This window comes from Pseudomonas sp. PS02303 (genome assembly GCF_029959925.1).
Lineage (GTDB): Bacteria > Pseudomonadota > Gammaproteobacteria > Pseudomonadales > Pseudomonadaceae > Aquipseudomonas > Aquipseudomonas mandelii.
The window spans coordinates 1-10,759 of record NZ_JASCOM010000203.1; the positions used below are offsets into that span (position 1 = coordinate 1).

Below are 10,759 nucleotides of genomic sequence, written 5' to 3' on the forward strand. Positions count from 1 at the left end.
GAGGGAGCTTGCTCCCGCTGGGTCGCGAAGCGCCCCCAAAAAGGGCCTGCTGCGCAGTCCAACGGGAGCAAGCTCCCTCGCCACAGATACGACGTTGCGTTTAAGTGAACAGCATTACTCGCCACAGGGGGCTTGTTCGGCTGGAGATTATCTTCGGTCTTAGGTGAGCGCCGTTTCACTGATGCACGGCGCCTGCGACGTTTCCATCAGCAGTTGATCCACGACTTGCGACAACGCGGCGTCAACATCCCCTCCCCCACGCAAGGCTCGCGCATACACTCTCCGCTGCCGGTCCGCACTGGTGCCGTCCCGGAGAATCCGGCGGGCCTGGGCGAACACATCCTCCACGCCCATCTTCTGCGCCGTGTCTCCAAGAATCTGTTGCGCCCTGAACAGCCATTGCGCCGCAGAGAATGGTCGATCGTAGCCTTCAACGATGAAGGCTGCGTGGATGCCGGACCGTTTCGCCCGCCAGCGATTTTCCTTGAGGATCCATTGCGACACTTGCGAATAGCTCAATCCCGGGCGAGGTTGGTCAATGGCATGGGCCACCAGCAAGCGAAACAAAGAGGCGATGCACAAGACGTCATCCAGGCGCGGACAGGCATCCGTCATGCGCATCTCCAGCGTTGGGTATTTCGCGGCAGGTCGTAAGCCCCACCAGCAATCGCCCGCCTGCTTGATCGTGCCCGTGCGGATCAGCATGGCGACGTAGGCTTCATAGGCGCGTTGATCTTCGAAGAATTCAGGAATGCCCATCCGCGGCCATTCATCACACGCCGTTTGACGGTAGCTCATGAAGCCGCTGTCGGCGCCGTCCCAAAAAGGTGACGATGTGCTCAGTGCCAACAACAGCGGCAACCACGGCAGGACTTCGTTCATCACTTGAATACGGTCCACGTGCCCTGGCACTTCAACATGCACGTGCAGGCCTGACAGCACGCTGCGCCTTGCCACGTGCTGGTAGTCTTCAAACAGTTGAACAAAATGAGGATGGTCGGTGGCGTGCTGCAAACGCCAATCGCTCAACGGGTGGCTGCCGGCACTGAGCAGTCCCAGACCGTGACGTTCGAGCGTCCCCCGCAACGTTGAGCGCGCAGAAAACAGGTACTGCGCTGCTTGCGCGACGCTGGTGAAGATGGGGGACGCGACTTCGATCTGCCCCTTGAACATTTCATGGGCGAAACAATCGCCGAGCACCCCCTGACACGCTTCAATCGATACGTCGGGAGGATTCTCGGCCATACGCCGGGTGGCCAGGTCCGTAATGAAGTATTCCTCTTCAATGCCAAACTTCAGGTGCCTGTCCATCGCCTCACCCCTCACCTTGCCCTTGAATCAAGCCTAGCCTAACGCCGTATCGAGAAACATCATGAGCCCGAACCCTAGCATCAGGCCCAGCGTCGCCGGGGTTTCGTGGCCATTGCGGTGAGTCTCGGGAATCACCTCGTGGGAGACGACGAAAATCATCGCGCCCGCCGCCAGGCCCAGGGCAACCGGGTAACCCAGCGCGAAGCCGGTGGAAATGCCCAGTCCCACGACAGCGCCCAATGGCTCCATCAGCCCTGAGCCGACCGCGATCAGCGCCGCCCGCAACGTCGACACACCCGTCACTCGCAGCGCCAGTGCAATGGCCAGTCCTTCGGGGATGTCCTGGATGGCAATCGCGGTGGTCAATGGCAGACCCACCTTCATGTCCCCGTTGGCAAAACTGACGCCGATGGCCATGCCTTCCGGCAAGTTATGTAGCGTGATAGCCAACACGAACAGCCAGACTCGATTGATGCGCTGTGCGTGCGGGCCCTTGCGACCAATCTTCTGATGCTCATGTGGGACAAAGCGATCCAGCCCGATCATCAGAGCCACGCCCAAACCCAACCCAAGGACCACGACACACGCCGCCAGCAGCTTATTACCGCAAATGGCCTGCGCCGCCGCGATGCCAGGAAGAATGAGTGAGAACGAGCTGGCCGCGAGCATCATGCCCGCGGCGAAACCCAGCATGATGTCCTGAGTCCGTGCGGCAATGTCACGCAAGACCACAGCCAAAACGGCGCCCAGTGCGGTCGCGCCAAAACCCGAGACGCCGCCCAGGAATGCATACCGCAAGTTGACTCGATCCGCCCCGGTCAAGGCACTGTAGCCGCTGACCAGCAGCAGAGCGGTGACACCCACCAGGGTTGACCAGAACAGAATGCTCAGCCAACTGCCGCTTTTTCCTGGGGCAAACCACGCGCGCCAGGGGCCTCTTGCAGGCGAAGAATGGTCCGACATCAGGACACCTGTTTTCCGTTGGAGCGCTTACGGGTCGCTTCAGGCGCAGCCATCCGGATCTGTTTTGATATCCGCAAAGCGTCTCGTTCGAACGCCATTACAGTGGTATTGAACAGCCGGTAAAAGTCTTGTGTAGCCTCTGCGGAAAAAGCGTCTGGATTGGAATTCATGGGGGTTCACCTCAACTCTCCGGCACCACAAAAAACCGCACGCCGGGTGGCGTGCGGTGACCCTCGTCACGCATCGGGTTTTCCGTAGAGGCCCGCCCCCAAGTCAGCACCCGTGATCGGATCGCTTTCAGGGTCAGACATCGTGCGGACTTTCATGGCCAGCAACAGCTCCTCGTCTTCGGTGCTGAGCTGTACGCTTGCCGTGCCGTCCCCGCCATCGACTGCCGGCTGTGGATCGTCCACGTAATTCCAGTCCTCGCCCTGGTTCCATGGCCCGCGAGTGCTGCCTTCGCCCTGGGACAAGTTGAAATAGACGTTGGTGAATTCCGGCATGCCGGGAAGCTTGCCCTGCGGAAAGTTCGGCTGGATCGCGTGCAGGGCTTTTTCAAAGGAGAGTTGATGGGCGATCTCGCGGGTCATCAGAAACCCCAGCGCCTCTTTCACCCCGGGATCATCCGTGATGTTCATCAAGCGCTCGTAGACGATTTTGGCGCGAGCCTCGGCGGCGATGTTGGAGCGGAAGTCAGCGGTCGGCTCACCGATGGTGTCGACATACGCGGCCGACCACGGCACTCCGGCCGAATTGGTCAGCGGTGCCCCGGCGCCGTACAACAGGCTGGTAATGTGCGAGTCATTGCCCGCTCCATTGATCGCGCGGTACAGCTCGCCTTCTTCGTCCACCCCTTCTGCCAGTTGACCCTTGGCGCCCTTGTTGAGCATCACGATGATCGATCCGACGATCTCCAGGTGACTGAGCTCTTCGGTGGCAATGTCCATCAGCAGATCCTTTCTTCCCGGATCATCCTCGGCCAAAGCCTGGGTGAAGTAGCGGGACGCCGCCGCCAGTTCGCCTTGGGCGCCGCCGAATTGTTCGAGCAAAAGGTTCGCCAACCCCGGGTTGGGTTGGGCGACACGCACGGTGTATTGAAGTCGTTTGTTATGTAGAAACATGACGAATCTCCTCAGGCCTGAAGGGGCGTCGATACCCATCCGGAAAATGACCAAATGCGCCGCCCACAGTTATCTGAAGGTGCCGCGCCTGAGAAAATTTTATAAAGATTGGCCACTCGCGACAGGCGGCATTGGCGGTGGGTTTTGGCATGCTTTTGTCACCAGTCGTCGGCGATCAATCAATCGATTCAAACTTTTATCGGTCGCCAGATCTCCACCGCTGTCACACCTGTTTTTCATCGTTCGACGGCGCTTGAGAAACGGAAAAAAACGGGAGGTCTGTGTCAGGCCTCCCGCTGTTTTTTGCAGCCCTTTATGAAGCGCCGGATTATGAGGTGCCCAACCCTCGTGACAGATCGGCTGGCGTATCGGAGGCCGCGTGGTATTCCCCTTGCGGTTTCGTTTCTACGTCCGAGTGATCGGTGGTTTTGGTCACGGTGTCGCGCACAGCCTCGAACCCCTCCCTCGCCTGTTGCTTTACCTTATCGGCCAGGCCGGCGCTGGTTTTGCCCATATAGCGTTGCTCGGTCGCTGTCGAAGGCAATGCCGCACCCAGCATGGCACCTAACGCGATGCCCGCGGCGGCGACCATCAGGGGTTGCTCCTTCAACAACTGACTGAATTGAGTCCCCAGCACCTGCGAACTGCGGACCAATCGGTCACTGGCATCATGCACGGCATGACTGATGGTATCGGTAGCAGCACCCAGGTTGTCGCCCATGTGAGCGGCCTTGCCCTTGATGGTCTGATAACCGTCCTTGAGCGTGTCAGTCGTCTGGTGCAAATGGTCACGGGCACTGTCGATGCCATCAGCCAGACCGTCGGCCCACTCGCCGACTTTGTTCTGATCCGGGCCCACGCGATAGCCTGGACGGGGTGACGGCGGGCGATTCTGACTCATCATCAACCACAGCAAACCGACGGATGTCAGGACGGCGGGAACCGGATTGTTGCGAACGCTGGTGCCCAGGTTAGTCAGGAATGTCGTGCCGTTGCTTTGCATCATCGTCAGCGCCTGATCGAACATCTGCCCAGGGGTGAACTTGCTTTCCAGCGCATCGACGATGTTGCCGATACTCGCCCGCTGAGCATCGATTTCACGCTCGATGGCTTCAGGGCTTTTTGCCGCTTCGATGTCGAATTCACTGTTCATGAGACTTTCCTCCGCAGCGCTTCCTGGTCTTTGTTCAAGGCATCCAGCGTGCGATCAGGCTTGAAGTGGGACGGCTCGAATTGTTTTTTCCCGGACTGCAGCATGGCGAACCCGACGATCATCACCACCACGCCGACAATCAGCGCCGCCAGCCACGGCGCCATCACGGTGCTGAGGCCATAGACTGCGGACATCAACAGAATGATGAACCCCGCCAACAGGACAATCGCCCCTCCCGCAACCCCGGCGATGCCGGCTTTGAGTGTTGTGAGACTCGCTTGAAGTTCGGCTTTGGCCAGCGCCAGTTCCTTGGTGAACAGCGCGGGCACTTCACGGGATAACTGACGTAACAGACCGACGACCGAAGCGTCATGGTCCGGCGCGTGCACCGGTCTTGAGCCTGGAAAATCTGGATCTTCTCTGTTCATCACAGTGCTCCATTGACATTTGTCGAACCCGGTGTGGAGGTCGTCGCGAAGTTCGAAGGGTGGTCTTGCTCGCTCGGGGAGGCCGGCGTGTTGTCAGTGCGTGACGCGACTGAGGTTTCATAGGGGCGTTGCGCACCAAAACCGCCTGGCGGAGGCATCGAGTGGCCGGCTGCCGGGTTGTTGGCATCGGTGAAGGTGGCCGCTGGGGAACTGCCGGCCTTCAGGAATCGCGACAGGCCGAAGCCCAGCGCGATGCTGCCGGCAATGAACAGCCCTGGATTGCTGCGGGCCAGCTCGGCCCCGTCATGCAGCAGCTGTTCGGCACTTTTGCCGCGCAAGTTTCCGGCCAGGCCACTCATGGATTCCGCCATGTCGGCCAGGTAGTCGGACATGCCGAGGGTGTCCTTGCTTTCGAGTTCGGAGACAACCGATTTCGCGCCCTTGGCCAAAGCCTCGATCTGATCGGCGGCGGTGTCGCGGTATTGCCCGAACTGAGCGTCCGCCTGTTGTCGTGCACCCTCAAGTGCCTCCGTCACGTCCTCCTTCAAGTGCTCAAAGCCTGGCTCCGGCCCTGGGGAATCGGGCTTGTCTGGCTGACTCCCGGTGGTGCTGTCTGAAGTATTCATGTCATCCCTCGCCTTCTGTCTGTAATCAAACGTTCCGGGAGTTCGCAGTGATTGCAGCCTCCCTCACTGCAGATGACGAAGGGGGCTAATGGGGAGTTCCAACGGAGTGATGATCTGCTTTTCTGTGGGAGGCGAAACTAAATTCGTAGAGGGATAAGGGGTATCGCGAAGAGGCATGCAAGGTCGTTGTTTTTGAAACCGGGTCAGGTGGATTTTCATCACACCTGACCCGCACCGTCAGGCTTTGGCGGCCATCGCGGTGACTTCCACGCGCATGCCTTCGACCGCCAAGGCGGCCACACCAACGGCGGCACGAACCGGCCACGGTTTGGCGAAGAAGCGTTTATAAACCTCGTTGAACGCGGCGCGGTCGGCCATGTCGGTGAGGTAAATGGTCAGGTGCAGCACCCGGTCCATGGAACTGCCGGCACGCTCCAGCGCGACCTTCAGCGCCTGCAGCGTGCACTCGCTCTGCAGGGTGATATCGCCCAGTTCCAGGCTGCCATCGGCGCGGGTGGGGATTTGGGTGGAGACCAGCATGCCGCCGAAACCGGCGACGTCGGAGGAGATGGAATCCGCGTCGGGATCAGGGGTGAACGTGATGTCTTGGTTTGCCATGGAGGATCTCTTTCTTGAAGGAATAACGAGGCGGTCGATGCCTTGAGCGCGGACAGTTTACAGGCCGAAGCCGGGATTGCATGTGCGCTTGAACCACGGCAAAAAAAATCTCGAACTCCCTCTGCGCCGCTGCATCCAATGTGTAAGTCAACGGAGGTACACGCGATGAACAGCGATGACAGTGACATCGAACGGGATCGGAAAGACAAGGACGCCGAAGAGCTCGATTCAGAAACGCATCCCGAAGAGGATGAAGCCGAGGCGCTCCAACGAAAGATAGATGAGATAGAACGCAAAGTGGCGGATGGGAACTAGCGTGAAGGCCACCCCGCTTATCTTCAGCGGAGGTGGCCAACAGGCTGAACGAATGCTCTGCGCCTAGTTCGGGTCCAGCAACCCGCCACTCCAGTTGCGCGAAATCCGGCTCCCGGTGAATTTCGCCACCACCATGCCCTGCGACACGAGCCGGTCCCGATAGCGTGTGACCATCCGCCCCGCCTGCTCGGCCACCAGCACCACTTCGGAAGACGGATCACCGGGCCGTCGCAGAATCCGCGCAAAGCGCTGCCCTTCCTCGACGAAGTCACCGAGTTCCTTTTCAAAGATCAACACCCCGGGTTGCGGCGCGAGGATGGTTTCCATCTGGCCCATTTCCATCACTTCGACGGGCCAGTCACCGGGTGACAACGCCTCGTCGATGACCCCGCAACTGCACAGCCAGGCGTACAGTCCCGCGGCGTCCTGCTCGGCCAACCGATCGCTGACATCGCCCTGCCCACGCAGCTCCAGGGTCGCGGCCATGCGTTGCGCGGTGACGCCATCACGCAGCCACGGTGCGATGATGGTTTCTTCGAAGGAGCCGTCGCCGCCGTCATCCCAGATGATCGCCACGTCCATCTTCATCGCCGCCGCCAATTCGCGGGCACGGGGCCAGAAACTGCGGTGCACGTAGAGGTAGGGCAAGGCTTCGTCATCGGTGTGCAGGTCGAGCATCACCTGCGCCGTGGACGCCAGTTGCACCAGGCTTTTCTGCCATTCCTGGACGTTGGTCGAAGGTTGCTCCATCGCGGCTGACTGGTCGAACGCGCGGTTGAAGTTATGCCCGGTCGCATCGTGAAAGCGACCGAGAATCCGCCCCTGGCGAAACTGCCCGATACCCAGGGGATTGGCCTGCGGCACCACCGTCACACTGCCCTTGAGCCGGCCCTCGGCCTCGACGACTAGAAGCCGTTGCATCAACAGATGCAACACCAGCATCCCGGCGATTTCATCAGCGTGCACCCCCGCCTGCAAATGCACCATCGGCCCGCTGCCGTCGCCCCCGAAACGCCACGCGCCGACCTGCACCGGATCGCCGTTGTTGTTGCGAACACTGAACGAAATATCCTGCGCCATCTGCTTGTCCTCCCCCGTCATGAACGTTAAAAACCGGTGCATCACTGCGGCCGACACTGGAGATTGAACGCATGTTCAACTAAGCTCGCCAACCTGGCACTGCACCCAAGGATTCCCGTGTGACAACCCCCTCTCCAAAAAACCGTCGCGCGGAGCCCGATGAGCGTCGCGAGATGCTGGTGGCCGCCACGTTGCGTTGCCTGGTCCGCGACGGCCACGCGGGCATTTCCGTGCGCCGTATTGCCACCGAAGCCGGGGTGTCCGTCGGCCTGCTCAATCACCATTTCGGCAGCATCGATGCGTTGATTGCCGACACGTACCAGAAGATCGCCAGCGAACTGACCACCGCCCTGCGCCTGGAAATCCAGCAGGCCGCCACCCCGGCGCAAAAAATGGACGCGTTTCTCGTCGGTTCTTTTTCGCCAAGGGTCATGGACCCGCAATTGCTTGGCGTCTGGGTGGTGTTCTGGAGCCTGATTCGGCACTCCGAACACGTCAGCCAGTCCCACGAAAAAAGCTACCGCGCCTACCTCGATCTGCTGCGCCAGTTGCTCGATGACATGGCCGCCAGCGAAGGTTTCGTGATCCACGACACACGCCTGGCCGCCATCGGTTTATCGGCGATGCTCGACGGACTCTGGATCGAGTGGTGCCTCAACCCCGAAACCTTCAGCCCCGCCAACGGGCTCCACATCTGTCGCTGCTGGATAAAGGGGCTGCGTCACGGAGCATTCAGCACCGACGACATCCTGTGAGGGGTGGCGCCCGAAGATCATCGCCAGGGTGCCGCTGACCGCGATCAGGCCGGCACCGATCATCAGCGACACATCCATCAATGTGCCCCAGATCAGACTCGACAGCAGGAACGCCCAGATCAACCCGGTGTACTCGAACGGCGCGAGCAAGGTGGCAGTGGCCCGTTGAAAACTGGCAAACAGCAGGAACTGACCGATACCACCCACCAGACCGGCAACCAGCATGCCCAGCCACGCCGGCGTCGGTGCCGGGGTGAACGTCCAGGGCAGCGCGACGGTCATGCACAGCACGAACACCACGTTGGTAATCAGCATCTGCTCCAGCACTGACGTCTGGTCATCCACCTGACGCAACTGGATGTAGGTGAACGCCCAGCACATCGCCGCCAGCAGCGTCAGCACGATGGGCCACGGATCGGCGATGTTGCTTGGACGACAAGCGATGATCACCCCGACAAACCCCAGGATCAGGGAAAACCACTGCCAGCCGCTGGCCCGTTCCTTGAGAATCACCGCCGCCAGCACCGTGACCATGATCGGCGCGGAAAAATACAGGGTGGTCATTTCCGCCAGCGACAGGTCCCGGGCGGCCGTGTAATACAGCAGCCAGGCCACGATCGACAACAAACCGCGCACCACCAGCAAGCGCCGGCTCGGCGAACGCCAGGCCCGCTGGACCAGGCGCAGGCGCCCGGCCAACAGGCACGCGACGACCACCACCAGGCTGCGCCAGAACAGGATGGTGACCACCGAATAATCGGTCACCAGCCACTTGATGACCGCGTCCTGCAACGTCAGAAACATGTACCCCAAGGTGCACAGGCCGATGCCCTGCAGCGAACGGTCGACGACCTGCGAGGTGCTCATTACACCGACCTGCGCACAGGCGTCCCGCGCCGTTCGGCAAAGGCAAACAGCGCCTCGATCAGGAACGTCAGGCAGACGTAGACCCCGGCCACCAGCAACAACGGTTCATAAACCTGCAAGGTCTGCGCCCGCACCACGTTCGCGGCACCCAGCAGATCGACAATCGCAATCGTTGAGGCCAGCGCCGTGGATTTCAGCAACATCACGGTTTCCCCGGCCAGTGTCGGCAACAGCAACCGCAGCGCCCGAGGCAATCGCACCCGCAGCAGCGATTGGCGCGGCGTCATGCCAAACGCCGAGGCCGCTTCCATCTCGCCTTTTGGCACCGCCAGCAGCCCGCCGCGAATCACTTCGCCGACATACGCGCCCACCGACAACACCAGGGCGAACACGATGTACCAGTAACCGTCGCGCAAATACGGCCAGAGAAAACTGCCGCGTATCAGCGGGAACTGCGCAAACACGCTGCCGAGTCCGTAGTAGAAGATGTAGATCTGGATCAGCAACGGCGTACCGCGCAACACGCTGGTGTAGAACTGGCTGGCCTTGGCGATCCCCTTGTTTTTCGAGATCCGCGCCAGCGCCACCAGCACTGCCAGCGCAAAACCGAGCACACTGGAAATTAACAGGATGGTGATGGTCGTTTGCAGTCCCCGGCCTAACAGCGCCGCGTATTCAACTATCCACGCTGGAATCATTTCATTCACTCAGCCAAAGGCATCCAGCGACGAATACGCCGCTCGAGCCGTCCAGACAGGTAGTTGGACACCAACGTCACCGCGTAATACAACGCCGCGGCCGTGAGGTAGAACAACAAGTAATGACGCGTCGAACCCGCCCCTTGCTTGGCGGTGTACAACAACTCGTTGGTGCCGACCACACTGATCAAGGCGCTGTCCTTGATCAGGTTGATCCACAGGTTAGCCATGCCGGCCATCGCATACGGCGCCATGATCGGCAGCGTGACGCGTCGGAACAGACCGAAACCGCTCAGCCCGAAGGCCTTCGCCGCTTCAATCTGGCCGAAGGGGATCGCCTGGATCGCCGCGCGGAAAATCTCCGAGGCGTAGGCGCCCTGCACCAGCCCCAGCACCACGATGGCGGCCAGCGGACCGCTGACATTGACGACGCCGTAGCCCATCTGCGTCATCAGCGAATTGAGGAGCATTGAGCCGACGTAGTACAGCAGCAGGATCAACAGCAACTCCGGAATCGCCCGGAACAAGGTCGTGTAACCACGCATCAGCGCCGCAATCGGCTTTGGCGCACCGAGCTTCAGGCAGGCCACCACCAGACCGATGAACAGCCCGACCACAAAAGCTCCGGCCGAGATTTGCAGGGTCATCCAAAGACCCTTCAACAGCGCACTGCCCCATCCTGTTTCGCTGAAGTTGATCAATTCGAACATGGCTGGCATTTCAGTCTCCAATCGGCGGCCTGGATGCACCACCGCCCTCTTGTAGGCGCGAGGCTTGCCCGCGAAGCTTTTGGCCGCTTCAAGGGCACCTTCGCGGGCAAGCCT

Annotated in this window: 13 protein-coding genes and 1 pseudogene; 2 read left to right on the top strand and 12 right to left on the bottom strand. The window is 60.5% G+C overall.

All coding sequences use genetic code 11. The features are described 5' to 3' along the window. Positions 1–159: 159 nt before the first annotated feature. The 8 genes from QMX98_RS27220 to QMX98_RS27255 all read right to left on the bottom strand — a co-directional run bounded on the left by QMX98_RS27220 (position 160) and on the right by QMX98_RS27255 (position 6,220). Positions 160–1,311, bottom strand: a complete 1,152-nt coding sequence (locus QMX98_RS27220; protein WP_282411652.1) for a carboxylate-amine ligase — start codon at positions 1,309–1,311, stop codon at positions 160–162. A 33-nt stretch (positions 1,312–1,344) separates the two neighbouring features. Next, on the bottom strand, positions 1,345–2,274 hold the full coding sequence (locus tag QMX98_RS27225; RefSeq protein WP_102593353.1) for a ZIP family metal transporter: 930 nt from the start codon (positions 2,272–2,274) through the stop codon (positions 1,345–1,347). Next, the gene (locus tag QMX98_RS27230; RefSeq protein WP_282411653.1) at positions 2,274–2,444 is read right to left on the bottom strand and encodes a hypothetical protein; all 171 of its coding nucleotides are present in this window, start codon (positions 2,442–2,444) and stop codon (positions 2,274–2,276) included. The genes QMX98_RS27225 and QMX98_RS27230 overlap by 1 nt, the downstream gene beginning before the upstream one ends. Before the next feature lie 66 nt (positions 2,445–2,510). After that, complete coding sequence (locus tag QMX98_RS27235) at positions 2,511–3,395, bottom strand: manganese catalase family protein (RefSeq protein ID WP_282411654.1); 885 nt, start codon at positions 3,393–3,395, stop codon at positions 2,511–2,513. A 328-nt stretch (positions 3,396–3,723) separates the two neighbouring features. Beyond that, positions 3,724–4,548, bottom strand: a complete 825-nt coding sequence (locus QMX98_RS27240; protein ID WP_077748796.1) for a DUF3618 domain-containing protein — start codon at positions 4,546–4,548, stop codon at positions 3,724–3,726. Next, positions 4,545–4,976, bottom strand: a complete 432-nt coding sequence (locus QMX98_RS27245; RefSeq protein ID WP_083377121.1) for a phage holin family protein — start codon at positions 4,974–4,976, stop codon at positions 4,545–4,547. The genes QMX98_RS27240 and QMX98_RS27245 overlap by 4 nt, the downstream gene beginning before the upstream one ends. Further along, positions 4,976–5,602 carry a hypothetical protein gene (locus QMX98_RS27250; protein ID WP_077748794.1) on the bottom strand — a complete coding sequence of 209 codons (627 nt, stop codon included), beginning with the start codon at positions 5,600–5,602 and terminating at the stop codon, positions 4,976–4,978. Before QMX98_RS27250 ends, QMX98_RS27245 begins: the two co-directional genes overlap by 1 nt. 237 nt (positions 5,603–5,839) lie before the next feature. Next, positions 5,840–6,220 (bottom strand): RidA family protein, encoded by a 381-nt coding sequence (locus tag QMX98_RS27255; RefSeq protein WP_010459079.1) that lies wholly within the window; start codon positions 6,218–6,220, stop codon positions 5,840–5,842. A gap of 165 nt (positions 6,221–6,385) precedes the next feature. On the opposite strand from QMX98_RS27255, the gene QMX98_RS27260 reads away from it, so the two are divergent. Further along, on the top strand, positions 6,386–6,535 hold the full coding sequence (locus QMX98_RS27260) for a hypothetical protein (RefSeq protein ID WP_162179681.1): 150 nt from the start codon (positions 6,386–6,388) through the stop codon (positions 6,533–6,535). Positions 6,536–6,598: 63 nt separating this feature from the next. Here QMX98_RS27260 and QMX98_RS27265 read toward each other — a convergent pair whose 3' ends face one another. Beyond that, positions 6,599–7,615 carry a succinylglutamate desuccinylase/aspartoacylase family protein gene (locus QMX98_RS27265; RefSeq protein WP_010459077.1) on the bottom strand — a complete coding sequence of 339 codons (1,017 nt, stop codon included), beginning with the start codon at positions 7,613–7,615 and terminating at the stop codon, positions 6,599–6,601. A 173-nt stretch (positions 7,616–7,788) separates the two neighbouring features. Between QMX98_RS27265 and QMX98_RS27270 the strand changes: the two are divergent. Next, positions 7,789–8,274 (top strand): annotated as a pseudogene (locus QMX98_RS27270) (TetR family transcriptional regulator C-terminal domain-containing protein); the annotation flags it as partial. Here QMX98_RS27270 and QMX98_RS27275 read toward each other — a convergent pair. Genes QMX98_RS27275 through QMX98_RS27285 form a run of 3 tightly spaced genes read right to left on the bottom strand, consistent with a single transcriptional unit; the run spans position 8,230 to position 10,654 of the window. Then, positions 8,230–9,237: a DMT family transporter gene (locus tag QMX98_RS27275; RefSeq protein ID WP_282411655.1), complete on the bottom strand. Its 1,008-nt coding sequence runs from the start codon at positions 9,235–9,237 to the stop codon at positions 8,230–8,232. The pseudogene QMX98_RS27270 and the gene QMX98_RS27275 sit on opposite strands and share 45 nt — an antisense overlap. Further along, positions 9,237–9,935 carry an ABC transporter permease subunit gene (locus QMX98_RS27280; protein WP_010459072.1) on the bottom strand — a complete coding sequence of 233 codons (699 nt, stop codon included), beginning with the start codon at positions 9,933–9,935 and terminating at the stop codon, positions 9,237–9,239. The genes QMX98_RS27275 and QMX98_RS27280 overlap by 1 nt, the downstream gene beginning before the upstream one ends. A gap of 5 nt (positions 9,936–9,940) precedes the next feature. After that, the gene (locus QMX98_RS27285) at positions 9,941–10,654 is read right to left on the bottom strand and encodes an ABC transporter permease subunit (protein ID WP_077748790.1); all 714 of its coding nucleotides are present in this window, start codon (positions 10,652–10,654) and stop codon (positions 9,941–9,943) included. Positions 10,655–10,759: the final 105 nt, after the last annotated feature.

Coding starts and splice junctions, on each gene's coding strand:
- QMX98_RS27220 (WP_282411652.1), bottom strand. CDS start 1,311: ATGGACAGGCACCTGAAGTTTGGCATTGAAGAGGAATACTTCATTACG.
- QMX98_RS27225 (WP_102593353.1), bottom strand. CDS start 2,274: ATGTCGGACCATTCTTCGCCTGCAAGAGGCCCCTGGCGCGCGTGGTTT.
- QMX98_RS27230 (WP_282411653.1), bottom strand. CDS start 2,444: ATGAATTCCAATCCAGACGCTTTTTCCGCAGAGGCTACACAAGACTTT.
- QMX98_RS27235 (WP_282411654.1), bottom strand. CDS start 3,395: ATGTTTCTACATAACAAACGACTTCAATACACCGTGCGTGTCGCCCAA.
- QMX98_RS27240 (WP_077748796.1), bottom strand. CDS start 4,548: ATGAACAGTGAATTCGACATCGAAGCGGCAAAAAGCCCTGAAGCCATC.
- QMX98_RS27245 (WP_083377121.1), bottom strand. CDS start 4,976: ATGAACAGAGAAGATCCAGATTTTCCAGGCTCAAGACCGGTGCACGCG.
- QMX98_RS27250 (WP_077748794.1), bottom strand. CDS start 5,602: ATGAATACTTCAGACAGCACCACCGGGAGTCAGCCAGACAAGCCCGAT.
- QMX98_RS27255 (WP_010459079.1), bottom strand. CDS start 6,220: ATGGCAAACCAAGACATCACGTTCACCCCTGATCCCGACGCGGATTCC.
- QMX98_RS27260 (WP_162179681.1), top strand. CDS start 6,386: ATGAACAGCGATGACAGTGACATCGAACGGGATCGGAAAGACAAGGAC.
- QMX98_RS27265 (WP_010459077.1), bottom strand. CDS start 7,615: ATGGCGCAGGATATTTCGTTCAGTGTTCGCAACAACAACGGCGATCCG.
- QMX98_RS27275 (WP_282411655.1), bottom strand. CDS start 9,237: ATGAGCACCTCGCAGGTCGTCGACCGTTCGCTGCAGGGCATCGGCCTG.
- QMX98_RS27280 (WP_010459072.1), bottom strand. CDS start 9,935: ATGATTCCAGCGTGGATAGTTGAATACGCGGCGCTGTTAGGCCGGGGA.
- QMX98_RS27285 (WP_077748790.1), bottom strand. CDS start 10,654: ATGCCAGCCATGTTCGAATTGATCAACTTCAGCGAAACAGGATGGGGC.